The 26053-nt window shown below is 31.0% G+C and carries 20 protein-coding genes; 16 read left to right on the top strand and 4 right to left on the bottom strand.

The features are described 5' to 3' along the window. Nucleotides 1–131 precede the first annotated feature (131 nt). From QWY99_RS13910 to QWY99_RS13885, 6 genes are read left to right on the top strand one after another with little or no spacing between them, the layout of a single operon-like run. Nucleotides 132–737: a trimeric intracellular cation channel family protein gene (locus QWY99_RS13910; RefSeq protein WP_290266098.1), complete on the top strand. Its 606-nt coding sequence runs from the start codon at nucleotides 132–134 to the stop codon at nucleotides 735–737. A gap of 20 nt (nucleotides 738–757) precedes the next feature. After that, the gene (locus QWY99_RS13905; RefSeq protein WP_290266097.1) at nucleotides 758–1705 is read left to right on the top strand and encodes a GNAT family N-acetyltransferase; all 948 of its coding nucleotides are present in this window, start codon (nucleotides 758–760) and stop codon (nucleotides 1703–1705) included. Next, nucleotides 1702–2817, top strand: a complete 1116-nt coding sequence (locus tag QWY99_RS13900) for a DegT/DnrJ/EryC1/StrS family aminotransferase (protein ID WP_290266096.1) — start codon at nucleotides 1702–1704, stop codon at nucleotides 2815–2817. The genes QWY99_RS13905 and QWY99_RS13900 overlap by 4 nt, the downstream gene beginning before the upstream one ends. A gap of 17 nt (nucleotides 2818–2834) precedes the next feature. Continuing rightward, nucleotides 2835–4148, top strand: coding sequence for a CDP-glycerol glycerophosphotransferase family protein (locus tag QWY99_RS13895; protein WP_290266095.1), 1314 nt, complete (start codon nucleotides 2835–2837; stop codon nucleotides 4146–4148). 41 nt (nucleotides 4149–4189) lie between these two features. Continuing rightward, nucleotides 4190–5545, top strand: coding sequence for a bifunctional cytidylyltransferase/SDR family oxidoreductase (locus QWY99_RS13890; protein WP_290266094.1), 1356 nt, complete (start codon nucleotides 4190–4192; stop codon nucleotides 5543–5545). 12 nt (nucleotides 5546–5557) lie between these two features. Further along, on the top strand, nucleotides 5558–7012 hold the full coding sequence (locus tag QWY99_RS13885) for a lipopolysaccharide biosynthesis protein (RefSeq protein WP_290266093.1): 1455 nt from the start codon (nucleotides 5558–5560) through the stop codon (nucleotides 7010–7012). 278 nt (nucleotides 7013–7290) lie between these two features. On the opposite strand, the gene QWY99_RS13880 is transcribed toward QWY99_RS13885, so the two are convergent. Next, nucleotides 7291–8178 (bottom strand): glycosyltransferase family 2 protein, encoded by an 888-nt coding sequence (locus tag QWY99_RS13880; RefSeq protein ID WP_290266091.1) that lies wholly within the window; start codon nucleotides 8176–8178, stop codon nucleotides 7291–7293. A gap of 47 nt (nucleotides 8179–8225) precedes the next feature. Between QWY99_RS13880 and QWY99_RS13875 the strand changes: the two genes are divergently transcribed. Both QWY99_RS13875 and QWY99_RS13870 read left to right on the top strand, forming a co-directional pair. Continuing rightward, nucleotides 8226–9335, top strand: coding sequence for a glycosyltransferase (locus QWY99_RS13875; RefSeq protein WP_290266090.1), 1110 nt, complete (start codon nucleotides 8226–8228; stop codon nucleotides 9333–9335). A gap of 4 nt (nucleotides 9336–9339) precedes the next feature. Next, nucleotides 9340–9738, top strand: a complete 399-nt coding sequence (locus QWY99_RS13870) for a sugar 3,4-ketoisomerase (RefSeq protein ID WP_290266089.1) — start codon at nucleotides 9340–9342, stop codon at nucleotides 9736–9738. Here the strand turns inward: QWY99_RS13870 and QWY99_RS13865 are convergent. Both QWY99_RS13865 and QWY99_RS13860 read right to left on the bottom strand, forming a co-directional pair. Next, entirely contained in the window at nucleotides 9725–10660 is a 936-nt protein-coding gene (locus QWY99_RS13865) for a glycosyltransferase family 2 protein (protein ID WP_290266088.1), read from the bottom strand. The two genes, QWY99_RS13870 and QWY99_RS13865, sit on opposite strands and share 14 nt — an antisense overlap. A gap of 4 nt (nucleotides 10661–10664) precedes the next feature. Continuing rightward, on the bottom strand, nucleotides 10665–11549 hold the full coding sequence (locus QWY99_RS13860) for a glycosyltransferase family 2 protein (RefSeq protein WP_290266087.1): 885 nt from the start codon (nucleotides 11547–11549) through the stop codon (nucleotides 10665–10667). Nucleotides 11550–11657: 108 nt separating this feature from the next. Between QWY99_RS13860 and QWY99_RS13855 the strand changes: the two genes are divergently transcribed. Next, on the top strand, nucleotides 11658–12491 hold the full coding sequence (locus QWY99_RS13855) for a class I SAM-dependent methyltransferase (protein ID WP_290266086.1): 834 nt from the start codon (nucleotides 11658–11660) through the stop codon (nucleotides 12489–12491). A gap of 12 nt (nucleotides 12492–12503) precedes the next feature. Here QWY99_RS13855 and QWY99_RS13850 read toward each other — a convergent pair whose 3' ends face one another. Continuing rightward, a complete protein-coding gene (locus QWY99_RS13850; RefSeq protein ID WP_290266085.1) occupies nucleotides 12504–13187 on the bottom strand; it encodes a cell division ATP-binding protein FtsE in 684 nt (227 codons plus the stop codon). Nucleotides 13188–13424: 237 nt separating this feature from the next. On the opposite strand from QWY99_RS13850, the gene QWY99_RS13845 reads away from it, so the two are divergent. The 7 genes from QWY99_RS13845 to mdh all read left to right on the top strand — a co-directional run bounded on the left by QWY99_RS13845 (nucleotide 13425) and on the right by mdh (nucleotide 25858). Next, nucleotides 13425–16439: a tetratricopeptide repeat protein gene (locus QWY99_RS13845; protein WP_290266084.1), complete on the top strand. Its 3015-nt coding sequence runs from the start codon at nucleotides 13425–13427 to the stop codon at nucleotides 16437–16439. An 89-nt stretch (nucleotides 16440–16528) separates the two neighbouring features. Then, entirely contained in the window at nucleotides 16529–18301 is a 1773-nt protein-coding gene (locus QWY99_RS13840; RefSeq protein WP_290266083.1) for a porin family protein, read from the top strand. Between the two features lie 182 nt (nucleotides 18302–18483). Then, nucleotides 18484–18933, top strand: coding sequence for a hypothetical protein (locus QWY99_RS13835; protein WP_290266082.1), 450 nt, complete (start codon nucleotides 18484–18486; stop codon nucleotides 18931–18933). Nucleotides 18934–19150: 217 nt separating this feature from the next. Next, nucleotides 19151–20827 (top strand): asparagine synthase B, encoded by a 1677-nt coding sequence (gene asnB, locus QWY99_RS13830; protein WP_290266081.1) that lies wholly within the window; start codon nucleotides 19151–19153, stop codon nucleotides 20825–20827. 155 nt (nucleotides 20828–20982) lie between these two features. Further along, on the top strand, nucleotides 20983–22599 hold the full coding sequence (gene asnB / locus QWY99_RS13825) for an asparagine synthase B (RefSeq protein ID WP_290266080.1): 1617 nt from the start codon (nucleotides 20983–20985) through the stop codon (nucleotides 22597–22599). A 257-nt stretch (nucleotides 22600–22856) separates the two neighbouring features. After that, nucleotides 22857–24797: a DNA topoisomerase (ATP-hydrolyzing) subunit B gene (gene gyrB / locus QWY99_RS13820; RefSeq protein WP_290266079.1), complete on the top strand. Its 1941-nt coding sequence runs from the start codon at nucleotides 22857–22859 to the stop codon at nucleotides 24795–24797. Between the two features lie 125 nt (nucleotides 24798–24922). Then, complete coding sequence (gene mdh, locus QWY99_RS13815) at nucleotides 24923–25858, top strand: malate dehydrogenase (protein WP_290266078.1); 936 nt, start codon at nucleotides 24923–24925, stop codon at nucleotides 25856–25858. Nucleotides 25859–26053 lie beyond the last annotated feature (195 nt).

Raw genomic sequence — 26053 nt, 5'->3', positions numbered from 1 at the left:
AAATTTTAAATTTAATACTGTTTTTTAGAAAACGACTAAATTTATTAATTGTAGTTAGCATCAGTTTATAAAGAGTATTTCTTTATTTTTGTCAGAATTATAGATTTTATTTTCATTTTAAAAACATATAAATGTTTAGTTTATTAGATATCATTGGGACAATGGCGTTTGCAATGTCAGGTGCGTTGACTGCAATGAATAAACGATTGGATCCGTTTGGGGTTTTTATAATTGCCTTTGTTACTGCAGTAGGTGGAGGAACGGTGCGTGATGTTTTAATTGGCAGAACACCAGTGGGATGGATGCTAGATTTGAAGTATGTTTATGTTATTATTTTGGGGTTTGTTTTATCGGTTATCTTCAGGAAAAAATTCGATAAACTAAGAACTTCATTATTTTTATTTGATACTATTGGCCTTGGTGTTTTTACATTAATAGGACTTGAAAGAGGAATAATTACGGGTTTGCATCCTATAATTTGCATCGCATTAGGTACCATGACAGCTTGTTTTGGAGGAGTTACTCGTGATATTTTGTGTAATGAAATTCCTGTAATTTTTAGAAGAGAAATTTATGCTACAATTTGTATTCTAGGAGGGATTGTCTTTTTTATTTTAAAAGAATGGAATTTAAATGACGATATTTTATATGTGATAACCTGTGTTGTTATAATTTCAGTTCGATTATTGGCAGTAAAATATAAATGGTATTTACCAGCATTAGAGCATAAACGATAAATGAATTCTAATATTAAATTGTGAAAAACTACACCGTAAAATTATATCAGGAAGCAGATTACACAAAATGGAATGACTTTATTGGTCAAGCTAAGAATGCTACTTTTTTGTTTCATCGTGATTTTATGGAATATCATAAAGACCGATTAGAAGATTTTTCTTTATTAGTTTATGAAAATGAAAAATTAGTTTCTGTTTTACCCGCAAATAGAGTTATTGACGTGGTGTATTCACATCAGGGATTGACTTACGGCGGTTTGGTTTATTCAAATAAATTAAAGGGGACAGAAGTTGAATTAATCTTAGAAAATCTCCTTTCTTTTTTTAAAGAGGTTGGAATAAAAAATTTTCATTACAAACCAGCTCCTGTTTTTTATTTTCCAGAAGGAAATAGCGAAGTAGAATTTTTTCTTTTTAAAAGAGGTGCTTTGTTAGAAAGAAAAGAAATGAATTTGGCAATAAATTTGTCAGTTCCATTACATATTTCAAAAAGTAAATTAAAGCATTTTAGAAGGATTCAAGAAATGGATTTGGACGTAATAGAAGAGAATAATTTCACATCGTTTTGGGAGTTGGTTCTTGAACCTAGATTGCTAAATAAACATAACGCCAAACCAGTGCATAATTCTCAAGAAATTGTTTTGTTAAAGCAACATTTTTCTAACAACATAAAACAATTTTCAGCTTACTATGAAGGTGAAATTATTGCTGGAATAACTGTTTTTGAAACGGATACGGTTGTAAAATCACAATATGGTGCGACAACAAAAAAAGGAGAAGAGTTAAGAGCATTAGACTTTTTATTTATAAACTTGATACAGAAATATAAAGAAGAAGGAAAGCTTTTTTTTGATATGGGGATTGTTGGGGATGCTAATGAAAAAGGATATAACGTTGGACTTTTAAAACAAAAAGAAGAGTTAGGATGTTCCGTTTATAATCAGGATTTTTATAAAATATCGCTATGATTTCTTTTTTAGATTTAAAGAAAATAAATGCTCCTTACGAAACTGCTTTTCAGGAAAAAATGAAATCGGTTTTGGATGGTGGTTGGTATATTTTGGGAAAAGAAGTCAAAGCATTTGAAGCTTCTTTTGCAACTTATTGCGGTGCAAAATATTGTATAGGAGTAGGAAATGGATTAGATGCTTTAGTATTAATTTTTAAAGGGTACATTCAGTTAGGGAAACTTCAAAAAGGAGATGAAGTAATTGTTCAAGCAAATACCTATATAGCCAGTATTCTTGCTGTTATGCAAGCCGATTTAGTTCCGGTTTTGGTTGAACCAAGATTAGAAACCTACACTATCGATCCTGATTTAATTCAGGAAAAAATAACTTCAAAAACCAAAGCGATTTTAGCAGTTCACTTATACGGACAATTAGCTGAAATAGATGTTATAAATGAAATTGCATACCGAAATAATCTTTTAGTTGTTGAAGACGCAGCACAATCCCATGGTGCTTTTTTTACAGAAAACAGTAAGTCAAAAAAGGAGAATAACAATGCACAGGCTTATAGTTTTTATCCGGGAAAAAATTTAGGTGCTTTAGGAGATGGTGGAGCAATTGTAACGAATGATTTAGCTTTGACTAAAGTTCTATTTTCGCTTCGTAATTATGGATCAGAAGTAAAGTATTATAATGAGTTTGTGGGTGTAAATTCAAGGTTAGATGAATTACAAGCAGCGTTCTTGAATGTGAAATTGCCAAACTTGAATGCAGAAAATGGGCACCGAAGAACCATTGGAAAAAGATATTTGACTGAAATAAAAAATGATAAAATAATACTACCTACTGTTTCATCGAAAGGGGAGGACTATTCAAATCATGTGTTCCATTTGTTTGTTGTTCGAACAGAAAATAGAGATGATTTACAAGCTTATTTGTTAGAAAAAGGGATTGAGACTATGATTCATTATCCTGTTCCTCCGCACAAGCAAAAAGCATTTCCACAATGGAATAATTTATCTTTTCCTATAACGGAGAAGATTCATAATGAGGTTTTGAGTTTGCCAATAAGTCCTGTTTTGACGGATGAAGAAGTGAGTTTTGTGATTGAAATTATTAATGAATATTAATCTTAATTTTGAAAAGAATGGCAGAATTAAAATTAATTATTAAGAAGTACGTACCAGAGAGTATATGGATTTCACTTATTAAGATTTATAATTTTACAAATTCTAGAGCATTATATGATTCGTATTTAATCATGAAAGCTCCTGAAAAACACAAAAAAGCTCTTGAAATTGTTAGGAGGAAAGAAAAAGTAAAAGTAGCTTTTTTTTTAATTCATGAAACTGTGTGGAAATATGATTTACTATTTAATTTAATGTTGCAGCATTCTAGATTTGAACCTGTGATATTTGTTTGTCCAGCTGTAAATTTTGGAATGGAAAATATGCTGTTTGAAATGGATAAATCATTTGATACATTTAAAAAGAAGGGATATAATGTTTTTAAAACTTATAATAATGTTACTAAAGAATATCTAGATGTAAAAAAAACTTTTTCTCCAGATATTATTTTTTTTACAAATCCATATGTAAGCTTACAGGATTATAGGTACTATGTAAAGCAATTTTCAAGAACATTAACTTGTTATGTTCCTTACGCTATTATGACAACTAATTATGATGTTTTTTATAATTTAAATTTTCATAACCTTGTTTGGAAAATTTTTTCAGAAACTCCTATTCATAGAAAAATTGCAATTCAAAAGCAAATAAACAAGGGGAAGAATAATATTGTAACGGGCTATCCAGGATTCGATCAACTTATGATTACTAAATCTCCTAATAATGTTTGGAAGAATAAAAATTCTACACTTAAAAAGATTATATGGGCTCCACATCATTCGATGAATGAATTGAATAAAGTATCTAATTTTTTAGAATATTATGATTTGTTTTTAGAATTGGCTGATAGATATAAGGATAGATTACAAATTGCATTTAAGCCACATCCATTATTAAGGGGTAAGCTTGAGAAAGATTTAAATTGGGGTAAGGAAAAAGCGGATATATATTATAATAAATGGGAAAACTTAGAAAATCGTCAGTTTGAAAATGGTGAATATGTAGATCTTTTTTTAACGTCAGATGCTCTGATTCACGATTGTGGTTCATTTATGGCTGAATATCTTATTACTGGTAAACCATCTCTTTTTATGGTTAGAAATGAGTTTGTTATGAAGGAATGGAGTAATTTTGGATTAAAAGCAGTAGCCGCACATTATCAATCTAGAAATAAAAGTCAATTAGTAGATTTTATAGAAAATGTTGTATTGAATGGAAATGATTGGATGAAAGATAAACGTAATAATTTTGTTCAAAATAATTTAATACTGAAGAATAATTTAACCGCATCTCAAAACATAATGGATTATTTAGAAACTCAAATTTTCAAATAAATTTATTAAGGTAATTTTAAATTTTATTTATAAAACAATAGATGAATATAGCTGTCATTTTAGCAGGAGGAGTAGGGATTAGGTTGGAGAAATCTATGCCCAAGCAATTTTTTAAAGTTGCAGGAAAGACGGTTTTAGAACATACTGTTGATGCGTTCGAAAAAAATGAATCAATTAATGAGATAGCAATTGTTATTAATAATCATTACTTATTTATGGTAGAGGATATGGTTATTAAAAATGAATGGAAAAAAGTTAAACGAATTTTAATTGGAGGTAAAGAGCGATATGATTCTAGTCTTGCAGCGGTTAATGCTTATCATGAGTTAAAAGATGCTAATTTAATTTTTCATGATGCTGCCCGACCTTTGGTAAGTCAAAGAATTATCAATGATGTTGTAAAAGCATTGAGTTATTATAAGGCTGTAGATGTGGCTATTAATTCTTCAGATACAATTATTGAAGTTGAAAACGATATCATAACAGCTATTCCAGAACGGATAAAAATGCGTAGGGGACAAACTCCTCAAGGGTTTAGACAAGAAGTTATTGCAAAAGCTTATGAATTGGCTCTTCAGGATGAAAATTTTAAAGCAACTGATGATTGTGGAGTAGTTAAGAAGTATTTGCCAAATGAAAATATTTATGTAGTAAATGGGGAAGAGGTTAATATGAAGTTGACTTATCCTGAAGATACTTATTTACTGGATAAACTATTTCAATTACGCTCAGTTGAAATTCAAAATATAGTGCTATCTAAAGATTCTTTATTAGATAGGGTTATGGTGGTTTTTGGAGGTGCTTATGGAATAGGAAAAAGTATTGTAGAGATAGGGAAGTTGAATGGAATTCGTGTTTATAGTTTTTCCCGTAGCGAAAATAATGTAGATGTTTCCAATATGGAGGCTGTTAAGAGTGCTTTAGAAGAAGTATTTCAAAAAGAGCATAAAATAGATTTTATTATCAATACTGCTGGTATATTACATAAAGAGCCATTGGAGACTATGAGTTATCAAAACATTGTAGAATCAATAAATACGAATTATTTTGGAATGGTGAATGTTGCTCTTGCCTCATTACATTATTTAAAAAGGACAAAAGGACACCTTTTGTTCTTTACTTCAAGTTCGTATACTAGAGGTAGAGCATTTTATAGTATTTATTCTTCTAGTAAAGCAGCTACAGTTAATTTTACACAAGCAATTTCACAAGAGTGGGAAACGTTAGGTATTAAAGTAAATTGTATGAATCCAGAAAGGACACAAACATTAATGCGGTTGAAGAATTTTGGAAACGAACCAGAGAACACTTTATTAAAACCTGAAATTGTTGCTTTGAAATGTATTCAAACTTTATTGTCCAGCTATACAGGACAAGTTATAGATGTACGACTTTAAAGAATATTATAGATGCAAGATACTTCTCTAAAATCAATTGCAATTAAAGGTTTTTTTTGGTCAGCTATTGATAAATTTTCCATTCAAATTGGGCAATTTGTTGTGGGTATAGTACTTGCTCGAATCCTGTTACCAGAAGATTTTGGATTAATAGGAATTTTGGCAATTTTTATCGCTCTGTCACAGACTTTTATTGAAAGTGGATTAGGAGTGGGCTTGATTCAGCGGCAAGATAGATCAGAGATTGATTTTTCTACTCTATTCGTTTTTAATCTTGCTGTAAGTGCCTTTTTTTATTTGACTTTATTTTTTTCTGCACCTTATATTTCTTCTTTTTTTGAGCAACCTCAACTAACTAATTTAACAAGAGTCTTGGGCTTAAGTTTATTGTTAAATGCTTTTGGAATAGTTCAACGAACTAAATTAACAATTGCTATTAATTTTAAATCTATTGCAAAAAGTAATGTAATTGCATTGATTGCTGGAGGCGTATGTGGAATAATAGCTGCTAAGAATGGGTATGGAGTTTGGTCATTGGTTGTTCAAATGCTTATTGGATCTTTTACTTCGTCATTATCCTTATGGCTTTTAAGTAATTGGCATCCTTCTATCGTTTTTTCAAAAAAATCATTTAAATCATTATTTGATTATGGTTCAAAATTACTGATAGCTGGTTTGTATGCTCAAGTATTAAATAATGTATATAATATTTGTTTAGGGAAATTTTATCCAACTACCACTTTAGGATATTACACGAGAGCTAAGAGTTTTGCGGATATATCAGCTGGTACAATTGTAAGTGTTTTGCAACAAGCTACTTTTCCAATTCTTGCAAACGTCAAACATGATAAAGAAAAACTAGTTTCTATTTATAGTAGAATAATTCGAATGTCAGCTTTTTTGATTATTCCGCTAATGACTCTTATTGCTTTATTAGCAAAGCCTATTGTTATATTATTACTTACAGAGAAATGGATTTCTTTGGTTCCACTTTTACAATGGATGGTTTTTGCACGTATTTTTTTTCCAATGAGCGCTCTTAATATGAATTTATTAAATGCAGTTGGTCGCTCAGATTTATTCTTAAAAGTTGATTTATTCAAATTACCTCTGACTATATTAGCAATAATAATCACAATTCCATTAGGAGTAAAAGCAATTGTAATTGGTCATGTTGTTACATCAGCAATAGCATTTGGTATTAATACATATTTACCAGGAAAGTTTTATAGTTATGGTTTTATTAAACAATTGAAGGATATGTTACCTTTCTTTCTTGCGACAATAGGGATGGCTATTATAGTGTTTACAATGTCTTGTTTTGTAAATAATTTAATTTTGCAACTTATCTTTGGGGTCATACTAGGAGTAGTGATTTATGTATTTATTTGTGGGTTATTAAAATTGGATGAACTAATAGAGATTAAGGTATTGTTTTTAAAGTTTTGGAAAAAGACAGTATTGTAAGATGAAGTTTAGTTTTGTGGAAATTCCATAAATTATAACCTTGAATATGGAGAAAATCTTCTGAAGTAATTTTTTTGTTTAGTTGGTTATAATAGGCTTATACTTTGTTTGTTACTTGATATAGACTGTATCGCTATAGAAGAAAATAATTAAATAAAAACATGATTACATAGATTTTCAATACGTAATTTTTTATAGTTTCTAAATAGAATTATTCAGATTTCTGAGTTAATAGTATAATCTGATTTGAGTACTTATGTTTAGTATAATATCATAATTTATGAGAATCTTAATTTTAATTCTATTGGTATGTATTTGATAAATAGCAAAGTGTCATGCGTTTTGTAGGCTTTAACCATTTCGTAATGAAGTCGTTTTAATAATGCTTTGTTTTCTTCTTTAGTTTGATTTAAGGATATCGCCTTTTTGATAATAAGGTAAGTAGAGTAATTGATTTCTCTTGTTCTAGAATTATTTTTTTTATAAAATTGAGATCCTAGTGAATTTTCTAATTCTCTTTTTTGAACTAAAACATCATCTATAAACTCAAAATTATATAATCTTGATGTGCGAATCCATAAATCTAAATCTTCATAAGCTAGACTTTCATTATAGCCATTTAATTGTTCTAAAACTTCTCGTTTTACCATTGATGAAACTGAACAAATCATACTGCTCTGACTTAGTATAGCTAAGTAAATGTCTCCTGATGCTGGGCTTTTTAGTGTTTTTCTTTCGGAATTAATTTCATAATAATAGCGAATGTGAATATTTTTTTCTGAAATTAATTCTGCATTTCCATAAACAATGCCTAGTTTTTTTTGCTTAGAATTCAAAAAAGTGTTTATTTGTTTCTCAACACAATCAGGCATTAAAACATCGTCAGTAGCCAAATCAATTATGTAATCTCCTTTTGCAAATTGTAAAGCCTTATTAAAAGTTCTGGTGTTTCCTAAATTGGTTTCGTTTGAAATGAATTTGACTTGGGGATAGTTTATTAGCCAACTCTGGATCTTGATTTTTGAATTGTCAGTACTATAGTCGTCTACAATAATGAGTTCAATATTTTGATAGTTTTGATTTAATGCTGAGTTTAATGATTCAGCCACAAACTGCTCATGATTATAACATAAACAAATGATTGTAACTAATGGAAGATTTTGCATGACTTGTTATAAAACGTTATATTTAGCTACTAAAATAGTATTAGTGGATGATAAAACAAAATAAGAAATACAAGATTGCATTAGTTGGTTATCGTTTAAGCGATGGAGGACTAGAAAAAGTCATGTCTTCATTGTCTATTTATTTTGGGAAAAAAAATATTGACATTCACAATATCCTTTTTGATGATTCCTTAACTTATCCCTATTCGGGAAAATTGGTTAATATTGGAAAAATGAAGGTAGATAGTAAAGGCATATTAGGAAAACTAAAATTGTTTTTATTTTTTAGAAATTATATCATTCAAAATAAGTTTGATTATGTTGTTGATTTTAGATATCGTGTTAAACCCATTCAAGAATTAATATTATCCAAGTGGATTTATAATTTAAATACAATTTACACAGTCCACAGTTCGCGATTAGAAACCTATCTGCCAAGCTCTCATTTATTAACTAAATTAATTTGTAATAAAAAATATGCTTTAGTTTGTGTCTCACAAGAAATAAAGAGCTTAATAGTGGCTAAGTTTAATATTGAAAATGTTGTTACTATTAATAATCCAGTTGATATAGAGGAGATTAATGTTAAGTCTTTAGAGCAGATAGATTTAGAATCTGTTTACATAATTGCTGCAGGAAGATTTGATTCTCAAAACGTAAAACAATTTGATAGATTAATTATTGCTTATTCGAATTCTATTTTGCCAAAAAAAAATATTTCTCTTGTATTACTCGGTAATGGTGAACTTGAAGATTTTTATAAGGATTCTGCTATTACAAGGGGTGTTGCTGATAAGGTTCATTTTTTAGGATTTAAAAGTAATCCTTATAACTATTTTAAAAATGCATTATTCTTGGTATTGTGTAGCAAATATGAAGGATTTCCTATGGTTCTGATTGAATCATTAGCATGCGAAACACCTGTTGTTTCATTTGATTGTACTTCAGGTCCTAATGAAATTATTATGGACAAAAAAAATGGGTTGTTGGTTGAAAATCAGAATTTTGATAAACTTACCAATGCAATGAATTTATTTGTTGAAGATCATGTTTTGTATAATCAGTGTAAGAATAATTCCTTAAGAAGTATAGAAAGTTTTTCAATCGAAAAAATAGGAAAGCAATGGCAAGATTTAATGGGAATTGATATATATTAGTATAATGAATGTAAAAATTATATCTATTCCTAAAATAGAAGAAAGAAGAGGGAATCTCTCGGTAATAGAAAACGATACTATTCCTTTTGATATTAAAAGAGTTTATTACCTGTATGATGTTCCAAGTGGAGCGGAAAGAGGAGGGCATGCTCATAAAAATTTGCAACAATTTTTAGTAGCATTGAGTGGAAGTTTTGATGTCGTTTTAAATGATGGAAAAGAGTCGAAGATTATTACTTTGAATAAGCCGTTTGAAGGATTATTAATTAATCCTGGGATTTGGAGAGAGTTACAGAATTTTTCTTCTGGTTCTGTTTGTTTGGTTGTGGCTTCAGAGGTTTATATTGAAGCTGATTACATAAGAGATTTTGAGGGGTTTATTAATTATTCTATTGATAAATAGAAAAGTATAGGTTGATTTTTTTTAAATGATTTTTTGCTTTAAAAAGAATTCGTAAAGAAAAAGGAGGGAGGTTTAATAAAAATCGAATCTTTAAATTAATGTTTTGTTGGTCAACATCTTTTAAATAAAAATTCATTTTTTCGGTATCTCCAAATATATAATAACGCAAACCATATTCAATTCTGTATAAATCTAAGAATTTTTTAAGAGATGAGTTTTGACTCTCAGCAATTTTAAACTGCTCAAAATCCATTAATTTCATCGTATTAATATTCTTTTTCGACAAGCTTTTTGGAGTGTCATAATTATAAATAGCTGTAATCTTATTACTTATCGCTACAGATTGATAGATGCCAATCTTAGTCCATAGTTCTAAATCCTGACCATTTGTAACTCCGGGAGTAAAGCCTCCAAATTTTAATAGTATTTCTTTAGAAATTGCTAAACTAGAAGTCCATGTTGTTCGAAACGGAGCATTAGAATAAAAATAGTCTTTAATTATTCCAGAGAATGAATCTTCAACTCCGTTATGATTTGGAAGTAAAAACTGCTTTGAAACTGTTTTGATTTTATAGCGAGAACAGTAAATACCGCAATTTGAGATATCATTATATAACTCAAATAGAGTTTCTAGGTGATTTGGATACCAATAGTCATCGGCATCAAGAAAAGCAATTAGTTTTCCTTTAGATTTTTCTATTCCTAAATTTCTAGCAACAGATACGCCTTGGTTTTTTTGTGAATATACACTTATACGAGAATCTTTTAAGTCAATAACCTTAGTTTCACTATCATCGATTGATCCATCATTAATTATAATAATTTCATAATCGGTAAAGGTTTGTTTGAAAATACTTTTTAAAGTGTTTTCTATATGATTAGATGCATTGTATAGAGGTACAACAATAGAAAAAAAAGCCATGTATTTAGTTTTTTATTGAACAAATATAACTGATTCTGTATAAGTTAAATAAGAATAAAGAAGGATTTTGAGAGCACAATTGATTAAAAAGTACTTTGTTGAAAATTTTAAAAAATAAATTTCCTGAAGAAACTAGTTTGTATTTTTTTAAAGAATAATAAAAGCCTAATATTTTTACAAAATCAGGGCTTAACTTATTTTGTTGATCCAATAGTATAAGATTGTTGAGACTATTCTTTACCTTTAAAATAAAAACTGAACTTTCGTCGATATCTCCATGTTCGATGGCGTTATCTATATGTTTTACTCTAAAATTAAACTTACTAACTTCATAAGCAAACAAGGTATCCTCATGACCATATTTTGTTAGGTATGAATTGAATTTTATTTGATTAAAGTGATCTTTTTTAATTAATGTATTATTGAATAATACTGTTTTGTATGGATTTGTAATTCTCTGTGATGCCGTTTTGTCTTCGATAATTCTTCCATATTTCCAACGCAATATTTGTTTAGGAGAATTAACTGTTTTTGGATGAATTCTACCTCCATAAATGATGTCAGCATTTTTAATACTATCTAAGTAATTTTGGATGTAGTTTTTATTAACGACTACTGAATCACCATCTATATAAAGAAAAATAGAGTATTTAGCTTTTGAGGCAAGGAGATTTCTGTTTGCGCTTAATCCAATATTTTTATCTAAAGAGATAAATAAACAATTTTTCAGTAAATTTATTTTTTCATTGTATGTGTTCAATGTAGAATTCGACCCATCATCCTGACAAATAATCTCAAATTCTATTTTAGATTCTAAGCATTGTTTATGTAGTGCTTCAACTAGAGAAGAAACATTATAATTATAAACAGGAATTAGAATTGAAAGCATTAATTGCGTTTTTTAAAATATATTTGTAAAGAAAATACTTTTTATTATAAGAATCTCTCTATTGATAAAAATGATGTCAATTTTGTTCAAAGAGTAAAACATTATAAAATGAATTTAAGATCTGTTTATTATTTTATTTCCCCAAAATCAAGACTTCTTGTACGCAAAATATATTATTCACCCGTTGATGTTTTTAATTCAATAAGCGGTCGTAAAAATAAGATGGTTCCCAATAAAGGGGATGTTTTTATTGGTTCAGGAGATTTTGTAGAACAAGGTAGGCATCATCTTAGACTTCTAGAAGAGTATGCAGCATTAAAACCCAATCATTCCGTTTTGGATGTTGGTTGTGGAATTGGTAGAGTAGCAGTTCCTCTTACTAGTTACTTATTAGCTGATAGTAAATATGAGGGATTTGATTTAGTTAAAAAAGGAATTAATTGGTGTAAAAATAATATCACAAGCAACTTTCCTAATTTCAATTTTCAGCATATTCCGCTAAATAATGATTTGTATAGTTTGACAAATCAAAAAGCAGAAAATTTTGTGTTCCCTTATGAAGATAATTCCTTTGAAACAGTTTTTTTATTTTCTGTTTTCACACATATGCAACCATTAGAAGTTCAAAATTACCTTAATGAAATTTATAGAGTACTAAAGCCTGGAGGTAAATGTCTTTCCACTTTTTTTCTATATGATAATGAGATTGAAGCTGAAATTTCAAACGAACGTAGATCATTTAGTTTTCCTTTCAATAAAGAAAATTATAGATTGATGAATGAAAAAGTTCCTTCTGCTAATATTGCCTTTAATGAAATTTATATTAATCAAATGATTGAGACAAGTAAACTGACGGTGAAAAATAAAATATACGGAAACTGGTCTAAAAGGGGGGATAAAGCCCTAATAGATTTTCAAGATATTTTAGTTTTTGAGAAATAATTTAAAAGTGAATTACACTGTTCTCTGAACTACTTCAAAAATTCTAGCGTCTTCACATTTTAATGTTTTCGAAGGGAATTTCATTAATAACGCATAATCATGTGTAGCCATAATGATAGTTTTTCCAAGTGCATTGATGTTTCTTAAAACTTCAAGAACTTCAGAGCTTGTTTGTGGATCTAAGTTTCCAGTAGGTTCATCGGCAAGTATAAATTCTGGGTCATTTAGCAAAGCTCTTGCAATTGCAACACGTTGTTGTTCACCACCAGAAAGTTGATGAGGCATTTTTTGAGTAAAATCTTTCATTCCAACTTTATCAAGAACTTCATCAATTTTACGTTCCATTCCTTCTTTGTCTGTCCATCCAGTTGCCTTTAGAACAAAAAGCATATTGTCATTGATCGTTCTGTCCGGAAGCAATTTGAAATCTTGAAATACGATTCCGATTTTACGTCTCAAATACGGAATATCATTTTCTTTTAGGGTAGCCAAATCAAAATCAACAATATGACCTTCACCTTCAGTTAATGGTAAATCACCATATAAAGTTTTCATGAAACTACTTTTTCCAGAACCTGTTTTTCCGATGATATAAATAAACTCTCCATGTTTTACTTCTAAATTTACATGAGATAAAATATTTTTTCCTTCTTGATAAATGGCTACATCTTTAAGAGACAGTACGGTTTGTGACATGATAAAATTGATTTGAATGGTAAAAGTAATAAGTTAACTGCTGTATTCAAAATAAAATTTCCTCATTTAAGGAAATAGTCCTTTATATGACGTTATTTAAGACAATAAGTGTGTGGATGTTGGGTTTTATAAGAGTGTTAAATGATGTTAGTTGTGGTTTTGTTTATAATAAATACCAAAACCAATTCGTTATACCCAGTAGAAAATGATACATTTGAAAATTAAATTATAAATACAATGCGCAAACTTTCACGGTTAATTTTTATACTAGTTTTTCTTTTATCGATTAAGGTTTCGGCACAAAAGTCGGCTATTTATACCTACGAATTAAAGGATTTCGACAAAGCAGTTTCTTTATATAATGACAAACAATACGCGTCGGCTCAGGTTATTTTTGAAAAAGTAAAAGAAAAAGAGACGAAAGAAGAAGTAAAGGCTGATTGTGCTTATTACATTGCTAATTGTGCTATTAGAACAAATCAGCCAAATGCTGATGAACTTATGGAGCGTTTTGTAGAGGATTATCCAATAAGCACCAAACAAAATCAAGCGTACATAGAAGTAGCTCATTATTTTTTTGATAAAGCAAATTATCCAAAAGCATTACAATGGTTTGATCGTGTAGATGAAAGCTATATGAGTAAAAGAGATTTGGATAAATTCAACTTCCAAAAAGGATATAGCTATTTCAATTCTAAAAAGAAAAAAGAAGCTACAACCTATTTTAATAAAGTGGTGAATTCTCCGGAATATGGTTCTCAAGCCAAATACTATTTAGGATTTATGGCTTATGAAGGCGATGATTATAAAGAAGCAACCAAATATTTTGATGAAGTTTCGGGCGAAGAAAAATACAAAGAGAAACTTTCGTATTATCAAGCTGATATGAATTTTAAATTAGGAAATTTCCAAAAAGCAATTGATTTGGGGCAAAAGGCAATGCCGAAATCAAATGAAATTGAAAAGTCTGAACTGAATAAAATTATCGGAGAAAGCTATTTTAATTTAAAAATGTATGATAAAGCAATTCCGTATTTAGTACAATATAATGGTAAAAAAGGAAAGTGGAGTAATACCGACTTCTACCAATTAGGATACGCTTACTACCAACAAAAAGATTATGAAAATGCGATTTCGCAATTCAATAAAATTATAGAAGGAAAAGACTTTGTAGCTCAAAATGCGTATTATCATTTAGGTCAGAGTTATTTAAATACAAATAAAAAACAACAGGCTTTAAATGCATTTAAGAATGCATCCGAAATGGATTTTGATAAGGCAATTCAAGAAGATGCAAGTTTAAATTATGCAAAGCTGAGTTATGAGATTGGAAATTCATATCAAAATGTGCCAGTTGTATTACTTGATTTTTTAAAGAAATACCCAAACAATTCGAGTAAATCAGAAGTAGAGAAATTATTGATAGATTCTTATATCTCATCTAAGAACTACAGTGAAGCTTTGACTTTGTTAGAAAAAAATAGATCTCCAGAAAATAGACTGGCATATCAAAAAGTGCTTTTTTATAGAGGTTTAGAACTATATAATGATAATAATTATCAAGACGCTTATAAGATGTTTGTAAAATCTCTTAACGAACAAAAAAGCCCTGAGTTTACAGCTCGCGCTACTTTTTGGAAAGGAGAAACGGAGTATCTTAATGATGATTTTAAAAATGCTTTAATCAGTTATAAGCAATTTGCAGGTATGACAGCTGCCAAAGCAACACCGGAGTTTAAAAATGTGAATTATAATATTGCTTATACCTATTTTAAACTAAAAGAATATGACAATGCAGCCAATTCATTTCAGGCTCAAATTGACAATTCAAAAGACGATGCTTCTAGATTACATGATTCTTATTTAAGATTAGCCGATTGTCGATTTGTTACTTCTAAATATTCTTCGGCTTTAGAAGCTTACACAAAAGTGATGAGTTTTAGAGGGGTTGATGCAGATTATGCCTATTATCAAAAAGCCATTTGTTACGGTTTTATGAATAAAAATGACAAAAAAATCGAAGAACTAAATGGATTTCTTCAGATGTACAAAAAATCAGAATATCGTGATGACGCTATGTTCGAATTAGCAAATACTTATGTTGCTGTAAAAAAACAAGAACAGGCAATCAAAATGTATGATCAATTGGTAACTGAGTTTAAAAACGGAGCTTTTACTGCAAAGGCTATTTTACGTGAAGGATTAATTTATTATAACTCAGACAGAGATCAATTGGCTTTGGCGAAATTTAAAAAAGTAGTTGCGGATTTCCCTAGAACTCCAGAGGCTCTAGAAGCAGTTTCTACAGCTAGATTAATTTATGTAGATAATGGAAAAGTAGATGAATATGCTACTTGGGTACGTACTTTAGACTTTGTTGCTGTTACAGATGCTGATTTAGATAATGATACTTTTGAAGGAGCAATCAAACAATTTGAGCAAAATAATAATAAACAAGCTATCGTAGGATTGAGTGGTTATGTAAGTAAATTTCCAAAAGGAATACACGCGTTAGAAGCAAACTTTAAATTGGCACAAGCATATACTGCGGAAGGTTCAGAAAATAAATCGATTCCTAATTATCAGTATGTAATTGAGCAACCTCGTAGCGAATATACTGAACAATCATTACTGCGATTGGCTCAGATATTCTTGAAAGCTAAAGATTGTGATAAAGCGATTCCTGTTTTATCTCGTTTAGAAAATGAGGGTGATTCTTATCAGAATAAAACATTTGCACAAGCAAACTTGATGAAATGTTATTATGATAAAAATGATTATAATAATTCAGTTGTTTATGCAGAGAAAGTATTGCAAAATCCTAAGACAGATGAAAACGTAAAAAGTGATGCGCAAATTATTGTAGCAAGGGCGGCGATTAAATCAGGTGATGAAGATAAAGCTAAAACAGCTTATGCAAAGTTAGCTACCACATCTAAAGGAGAGTTGGCTGCCGAAGCACTTTATTATGATGCTTACTTTAAAAATAAAGAAAATAAGTACGAGGCTTCAAATGCTGCGGTACAAAAATTAGCAAAAAATTATTCAGCATTTAAATATTTCGGAGCAAAAGGATTAGTGTTAATGGCGAAAAATTTCTATGGTTTAAAAGATAGTTATCAGGCGACTTATATTTTAGAAAATGTAATTCAGAATTTCACAGCTTATCCAGACGTAGTTTCTGAAGCTGAAAAAGAATTAAGCGCTATAAAAGCAGAAGAGTCTAAAACTAATTCATCGATTACAAAGTAGAAAATAGAACAAAGAATATAGAATAAAGAGAAGAGATATTGAAATCTATTTTCCATCCTCTTTTTTCTATTTTCTCAAAAATGATAAATATGAAAATCAATTTCCAAAATAAACATATCGCTTTTCTTTTACTACTAACGTCTCAGTTGACTTTAGCACAAAAAAAAGACGAAACAAAAAAGAAAGAAGAAACAATTGGTACTGAAGAAGTAAATGTGGTAAAAGCCTATTCGCCTACAATCTCAGATGCTTTTAAAGTAAAAGAAATTCCATCATTAAACGATGAAGGTAATGCGCCTAAAGAAACGATTAAATACACGATTTTTTCTTTTCCGGTAGCCTCAACTTTTACTCCTTCTAAAGGAAACGCGCAAGGTGTTGATAAAGCTAAAAAAGAGCATTTATTTACAAATTACGCAACCGTAGGAGTTGGTAATTATGGTAATTTAAATGCTGAATTATTTGTAGCGCAAGAATTAGGAAACAATGATTACGTGGCAGGAATGTTCAAGCATCAATCTTCACAAGGAGGAATCAAAGGCATTGATCTTAACGATAAATTTTATGATACCTCATTGGATGTAATTTACGGAGTGAAAAATAGAGACATGTCTTGGAGTATTGATTTAGGATATCAAAATCAGATTTATAACTGGTATGGTTTGCCAGTAGATTTTGGTTCGACGCTAACTCCACAAGATCGCGGCATGTTAATTAGTGGAATTAGTCCAAAGCATTCGTATAACGGTATAAATCTTGGTGGGAATATTGATTTTAGTGATGGAATTTTTACTAAAGCAAGTATGAAATTTAGTCATTTTTCAGATGGTTTAAAATCTTCAGAAAATAGATTTTACATAAAACCATCTTTTAAAGTAGAGATCATGGATCAGTCTATAAATACAGATGTAATTGTAGATTATGTTGGTGGAAGTTTTGAGAATAATTATGAAAAGACAAATTTGACACCTATAAAATATGGTTTTACAAACTTCGGATTATCACCAAGCTTTGTAATGCAACAAGATGATTGGACTTTGAATTTAGGAGCTAAATTATTCTATAGTTTGGATAATGAGAACAGTAATAGCAAAATTTTAGTATATCCAAATGTTACTGCTTCTTATAAAGTAGTTGGAGATCTAATGATTTTTTATGCTGGAGCAGAAGGAAATTTAGAACAAAACACATACATGGATTTTGTAGATCAAAATCCGTTCTTATCACCAACATTAAATATTAATCCAACCGATAAACAGTTTGATATTTTTGCAGGTTTAAAAGGGAAATTAGCAAATAATATAAGCTATAAAGTTCAAGGAACGTATGTAAATGAAAGAAATAAGGCATTGTTTAAGAGCAATAATTTTACAGAAGACGTAGCTAATGAAAATTACGCATTTGGTAATTCTTTTCAAGTTGTATATGATGATATGACAACCATGCGTTTCTACGGAGAATTGAAAGCCGATTTCTCAGAAAATGTTTCTTTTGGAATTAACGGAACTTTTAATAGTTACAGTAATGACTACCAAAGAGAAGCTTGGAATTTACCGACTATGAAATTAAGCACAAGCTTAGATTTTAATGTTACTAAGCAATGGTATGCAGGAGTTAATTTGTTTTATGTAGGAGAAAGAAAAGATGAGCAGGTAAATACTAGCTTAGGTATTGATGCAAGTCCGATTACATTAAAAAGCTATTTTGACTTAAATGCGCATGTAGGATATAAATACAGCGAAAGATTAACTTTCTATTTAAAAGCAAATAATATTACGAATCAGGCTTACCAAAGATGGTTGAATTACCCAGTTCAAGGTTTTCAGATTATGGCTGGAGCTAATTATAAATTTGATTTTTAAGGAGACTTAACAGCAAAGATTTACGCAAGTTTTGCAACTAATTTTAGCCTTGTATTTAGGAATGAATTTATTTTATTCTTGAATACAAGGCTAAGTTTTTTTAAATATATTAATTTGCGACCTTTGTATAAATATTTACGCATTTAGCGTTAAAAAATATCAGAACCTCAGAATCTAAAAAAATGACTTTCAAGCAAAAAATACATACCTATTATTTACAAATGGTTCAGGATCGAATAGATGTTTTTAAAGACATGATTTCGGCATTGACAGAAGATTCTAAAAATGATGCCAAGGGTTCAGCAGGAGATAAGCACGAAACGGCGCTATCGATGATGCATATTGAACAGGAAAAACTAACTACTAAATTAAAAGAATCAATTGTTCAAAAGACAATTTTGGATAGAATAGACCCCGAGTTTATTTCATCGACTATTATTCTTGGGAGTTTAGTTCAAGCAAACGGGATTTACTTGTACTTGAGTGTAGCTTTGCCTAAAATAACTATCGACGGAATTAATGTAATTGCTCTTTCGCCTCAATCTCCGTTAGGAACCCACTTAATAGGGAATAAGGTTGGTTTTAAATTTGAAATCAATAAAACACATTATACTATCGAAAGTGTTTGTTAAAAGAATCTTCTCTTTCAAATTTCAACCAGAATTAAGTAAAGAATTTAAAATTATAACTACAAAGCTGTTTTTCGCTTCTTAAATGTTTTGTTTTTGTAGTAAATTCTTGTTTTTAGTTATAGTTTATAACTGAAATGGCTATTTGTGTTTTGTATTTGTAACTGTTATCGCAAATTTGCCTTATCAAAATGAATAAAAAATATTAAAATATATAGTTATGTGTGGAATAGTATGTGCCTTTGATTTAAAACAAAAAGCAGAAACCTTAAGACCTCAAGTATTAGAAATGTCTAAAATCATTCGCCACCGTGGACCAGATTGGAGCGGAATTTATAGCAATGATAAAGCAATCTTATCACATGAACGTTTGGCAATTGTAGATCCAGCTTCAGGAAAACAACCATTGTTTACAGAAGATAAGAAATTAGTTCTAGCTGCAAATGGTGAAATATACAACCACAGAGAATTACGCAAACAATTTGAAGGGAAATATAACTTTCAAACAGAAAGTGATTGTGAAGTTATCTTGGCACTTTATAAAGAAAAAGGACCTCATTTTATTGATGAAATGAATGGTATTTTCGGATTTGCAATATATGATGTAGAAAAAGATGAGTATTTTATTGCTCGTGATCACATGGGAATCATTCCGTTATATATCGGCTGGGATCAAGACGGAACTTTTTATGTAGCTTCAGAATTGAAAGCTTTAGAAGGGTATTGTACAAAAATCGAGTTATTTCCTCCAGGACATTATATGACGAGTAAAGATGGTGAATTTGTACAATGGTACAAAAGAGACTGGATGGAGTATGATGCTGTAAAGGATAACGAAACAAGTATTCCAGAAATTAAAAAAGCGCTTGAAGCAGCTGTTCATAGACAATTAATGAGTGATGTGCCTTACGGAGTTTTACTTTCAGGAGGTTTAGATTCTTCTATTACTTCGGCTGTAGCCAAAAAATATGCGCAAAAGCGTATAGAGTCAGATGACACAACAGATGCTTGGTATCCACAATTGCACTCTTTTTCAGTAGGATTAGATGGTTCACCAGATTTAGCTGCTGCACAAATTGTAGCAAAACATATCGGAACAATTCACCACGAAATTAAATTCACAATCCAAGAAGGATTAGATGCTGTACGTGATGTAATTTATAACCTAGAAACGTATGATGTAACAACAGTTAGAGCATCAACACCAATGTGGTTAATGGCGAGAGTTATTAAGTCAATGGGAATTAAAATGGTATTGTCGGGAGAAGGAGCTGATGAATTATTTGGAGGATATTTATATTTCCATAAAGCACCAAATGCAAAAGAATTCCACGAAGAAAACGTTCGTAAGTTAAGTAAATTGCATATGTATGATTGTTTGCGTGCAAACAAAAGTTTAGCGGCTTGGGGAATTGAAGGACGTGTGCCGTTCTTGGATAAAGAATTTATGGATGTTGCCATGCGCATCAACCCACAAGACAAAATGATCAACAAAGAACATCCGATGGAAAAATGGGTAGTTCGTAAAGCTTTTGAAGATATGCTTCCAGAAAGTGTAGCTTGGAGACAAAAAGAGCAGTTTTCTGATGGAGTAGGATATAGCTGGATTGATACTTTAAAAGAAGTAGTAGCAAAAGAAGTTTCGGATGAGCAATTAGCAAATGCAAAATATAAATTCCCTTTACAGACACCTACCTCTAAAGAAGAATATTACTATCGTTCTATTTTTACAGAACACTTCCCAAGTGATGCTGCAGCCTTATGTGTACCTCAAGAAGCAAGTGTAGCTTGTAGTACAAAAATAGCTTTGGAGTGGGATGAAGCTTTCAAAAACATGAATGACCCATCTGGAAGAGCAGTTGCTAGTGTTCATGATGATGCATATGTTAAAGCATAAAGGAAACAAAATCATATCAAAGAAAGCGCTCTCAATTATTCGAGGACGTTTTCTTTGATTTTTTTTAAGTAAAAACTGATGATTTAGTGGTTAAAAGATAAATTTTAGCCATATTTGTTACAGTGAAATTTTTAAAGTATTAAAAAGATATAGTTATGTGTGGAATATTAGCCATTATTGGAAAAGGAAAAGACCCGCAACTTGTAAAAGAACTTTCTAAGAGAATGTCACATCGTGGTCCAGATGAAAGTGATTTGCATCTAATGGAAAAGGGGCATATTATGAGTCATGAACGTTTGTCGATTATAGATCTGCATTCGGGAAAACAACCTATTCAAGGAACATCCTCTGCTTGGATGATTCATAATGGCGAAATATACAATCATCAAGAATTACGTGATGGGATTTTAAAAGCACATACTTTTAGAACAAAATCAGATTCAGAAGTAATTGTTCATTTATACGAAGAGTTTGGTTATGATTTTTGCAATATGCTCGATGGAGATTGGGCTTTTGTTGTAATTGATGGAGATGATTTTATTGCAGGAAGAGATCCATTGGGGGTAAAACCTTTGTATTATGGTTTGGATGAAAGAGGGAGAATTTATTTTTCGTCAGAAATGAAGCCTATCGCAGATCAATGCAAGTCATTCTCAACATTTCCTCCGGGACATTATTACACACCAAAAACTGGTTTTGTAAAATATTACCAACCTGAATATGAAGATTATTTAAATGCAGATCAGAACTTAGATTTAGAACTGATTCGAGAAACTTTGACAGAAGCAACTCGTAAGCGTTTAATGAGTGATGTGCCAATTGGAGTATTGCTCTCAGGGGGATTAGATTCGTCTTTAACTTCGGCAATAGCAGCTAGATTATTAGCAGAACGAGGAGAGAAATTACATTCGTTTTCTATTGGGTTAGATGCAGATGCGCCAGATGCAAAAGCAGCTAAGAAAGTGGCAGATTTCTTAGGAACAGAGCACCATGAAATACATTTTACAATAGAGCAAGGAATTGAAATTCTTGATAAACTAATTTGGCATTTAGAAACCTATGATGTAACATCAGTTCGTGCAAGTACCCCAATGTATTTCCTGTCAAAGGCAATTGCTGATTTGGGAATAAAAGTAGTGCTTTCTGGAGAAGGTGCAGATGAAATATTTGGAGGGTATTTGTACTTTAGAAATGCGCCATCTGCAGAAGAATTTCAAAAAGAAACAATTGAAAGAGTTCAGAAATTATTCACTGCCGATTTGTTAAGAGCAGATAAGTCAACAATGGCTCATGGATTAGAGGCTAGAGTCCCGTTTTTAGACAAAGCTTTCTTAGATGTGGCAGTTCGTATTAAACCCGAAGAAAAACAGCCTAAAACATATGAAGGGAGCGAAAAATATATATTAAGAAAAGCTTTTGATACCCCAGATGATCCGTATTTGCCAGCAGAAGTATTGTGGAGGCAAAAAGAGCAGTTCTCGGACGGAGTAGGTTACAATTGGATTGATAAGTTAATTGAATATTGTTCTTCGAATGTTACAGATGAACAATTAGCTGGAGCAACAACGGAGTTTCCTTATAACTCGCCAACTACAAAAGAAGCTTATTTTTACAGATCAATATTTCATAAATACTATCCACAAGTTAGCGCAGCGCAAACGGTTAGAAAATGGATTCCAAAATGGCAAGAAAACCAAGATCCAAGTGGAAGAGCAAATGCAGCTCACGTAAAAGCAGATACAGAAATTGCTAAATCGGGAGTTGTAGTTTAATAAAATGAGTTTCATTTTGAGTTAAAAATAATTAAGTAAGTCAATTAGCAAAATTTCAAAACAGCATTGTAAATGTTCGTTTTGGAATTTTGTTATTTATAATAGTTAGAGATTTTGTTTTTTATGCTATAAAAAACAGGATTTCTTAATAATATGTTGATAACTTAAATGCTTTAGATGGTATTTTAACGGATATATAATTGCGTTTTTATATATTTGCGTGTTAGACAAATATTACATTTTTTAGAATAAATTATATGAGCGAAGAAATCAAGAAGAACAATTATTCAGCAGATAGTATTCAGGCATTAGAAGGAATGGAGCACGTAAGAATGCGTCCATCGATGTATATTGGAGATGTGGGTGTTCGAGGACTGCATCATTTGGTTTATGAAGTTGTGGATAACTCTATCGATGAGGCCATGGGAGGATATTGTGATACTATTACGGTAGCAATAAACGAAGATGGATCTGTAACTGTAGAAGATAATGGTCGTGGTATTCCAGTAGATTTACATAAAAAAGAAGGAGTTTCAGCATTAGAGGTTGTAATGACCAAAATTGGTGCTGGAGGTAAATTTGATAAAGATTCGTATAAAGTTTCCGGAGGTTTACACGGAGTGGGGGTTTCGGTAGTAAATGCACTATCGGTTCACATGAAGTCAACCGTTTTTAAAGATGGGAAAATTTACGAGCAAGAATACGAAAGAGGTAAAGCGTTATATCCTGTCAAGCAAGTTGGTGAAACAGATAAAAGAGGTACGCGCCAAACGTTTTATCCAGATGATACTATTTTTACACAAACTACAGAGTTTTCTTATGATACTTTGTCTGCTCGTATGCGTGAGTTGTCTTACTTGAATAAAGGGATAACTATTACGTTTACAGATAAGAGAGAAGTTGATAAAGATGGTAACTTTATTCAGGAAGTGTTTCATTCTGATGAAGGTCTAAAAGAATATATTCGTTATCTAGATGGAAACCGTGAGCCAATTATTTCTCATGTTATTTCTATGGATCATGATAAAGGTGAAATTCCTGTAGAAGTAGCTTTGATTTATAATACAAGTTATACTGAGAATATTTTTTCTTATGTAAATAATATTAATACACACGAAGGAGGTACGCACCTGCAAGGTTTTAGAACTGGATTAACCAGGTCGTTAAAGAAATATGCAGATACTTCAGGGATGTTGGATAAATTAAAATTCGATATTTCAGGAGATGACTTCCGTGAAGGACTTACAGCAATTATTTCAGTAAAAGTATCTGAGCCACAATTTGAAGGGCAAACGAAAACTAAACTAGGAAATAGAGAAGTTGTTTCGCCAGTAAGTCAGGCTGTGAGTGAGATGATTGAGAATTATTTGGAAGAAAACCCAAATGACGCTAGAATCATTGTTCAAAAAGTAATCCTTGCTGCTCAGGCACGTCACGCTGCTAAGAAAGCACGTGAAATGGTACAACGTAAAACCGTAATGGGTGGAGGTGGATTACCAGGTAAATTATCTGATTGTTCAGAGCAAGATCCTGCACGTTGCGAAGTATATCTTGTCGAGGGAGATTCGGCGGGTGGAACTGCAAAACAAGGACGTGACCGTGCATTTCAAGCGATTTTGCCATTGCGTGGTAAGATTTTGAATGTTGAAAAAGCAATGCACCACAAAGTATTCGAAAACGAAGAGATTCGTAATATTTTTACAGCTTTAGGAGTAACAGTTGGTACTGCTGAAGATAGTAAAGCGTTAAATTTAGAGAAGCTTCGTTACCATAAAGTAATTATTATGTGTGATGCCGATGTCGATGGTAGTCACATTTCTACATTAATATTAACATTCTTCTTCCGTTTTATGAAAGAACTAATAGAGGAAGGGCACGTATATATAGCTGCTCCACCTTTATATTTGGTTAAAAAAGGAAATAAAAAAGAATATGCTTGGAATGATGTTCAACGTGATCAGGCTAATGAAAGAATGGGTGGAAGCGCAGGAATTCAACGTTATAAAGGTCTTGGGGAGATGAATGCAGAGCAATTGTGGGAAACTACAATGGATCCAAATTTCAGAACTTTGCGTCAAGTGAATATTGATAGTTTAGCAGAGGCAGATAGAGTTTTCTCTATGTTAATGGGGGATGAGGTTCCACCACGTAGAGAATTTATCGAGAAGAATGCAGTTTATGCTAAAATTGATGCTTAAAAAAGTTTAATTATTTATATTTGTTTCGATGTCATTTGCTTTTTACTAATTACTAAGCAAATTAATGATTAGCAAAAAAAAAACGATTAACAAAAAATAACTAATAACCGAATAAATTTTAAAATATGAAAGTTACCATTGTAGGAGCAGGAAACGTTGGTGCCACTTGTGCAGACGTTATTTCTTATAGAGGAATTGCAAGTGAAGTAGTATTATTGGATATCAAAGAAGGTTTTGCAGAAGGTAAAGCTTTGGATATTATGCAATGTGCTACAAATACTGGTTTTAATACCAAAGTATCAGGGGTAACAAATGATTATTCTAAAACAGCTGGTAGTGATGTAGTAGTAATTACATCTGGAATTCCTAGAAAACCTGGAATGACACGCGAAGAATTAATTGGTATCAATGCGGGAATTGTGAAAACAGTTGCTGAAAATGTATTGAAACATTCGCCAAATACAATAATTGTGGTCGTTTCAAATCCTATGGATACGATGACATATTTGGCATTGAAATCAACAGGGTTGCCAAAAAACAGAATAATTGGTATGGGAGGAGCGCTTGATAGTTCTCGTTTTAGAACCTATTTATCTTTGGCATTAGATAAACCAGCTAATGATATTTCTGCTATGGTAATTGGAGGTCATGGAGATACAACTATGATTCCGTTAACACGTTTAGCTTCGTATAATGGTATTCCTGTTACGGAATTTCTTTCTGAAGAAGTTTTGCAAAAAGTAGCAGCTGATACTATGGTAGGTGGAGCTACGCTTACTGGACTTTTAGGTACGTCTGCTTGGTATGCGCCAGGAGCTTCTGTAGCGTATTTAGTTGATAGTATTTTAAATGATCAAAAGAAAATGATAGCATGTTCTGTTTTTGTTGAAGGCGAATACGGGCAAAATGATATTTGTATTGGTGTACCATGTATTATTGGTAAAAATGGTGTAGAAGAAATCTTAGACATCAAATTGGATGACCAAGAAAAAGCATTATTTGCTAAAAGCGCGGATGCAGTTAGAGGAATGAATGACGCTTTAAAGTCGATTTTAGTATAAGATTTACGAGTAAATAGGAGAAGACTGCACTTTTGCAGTCTTTTTTTTGAGATTAATTAATAAATAAATTGGTTAATCTTTTCGTTAATTATATATTTGCTCGGGTTAAAAAAAATGATGTAATCCATGATTGCCTCATTTTAAGTATGAGAACTTGCTCAACGGCTTGATATTGTATGATTTAAAACAAAACAA

The sequence above is a fragment of the Flavobacterium branchiarum genome (assembly GCF_030409845.1).
GTDB lineage: Bacteria > Bacteroidota > Bacteroidia > Flavobacteriales > Flavobacteriaceae > Flavobacterium > Flavobacterium branchiarum.
Note: the sequence above shows the minus strand (reverse complement) of the source record. Positions and strands in the feature narration are given on the sequence as shown.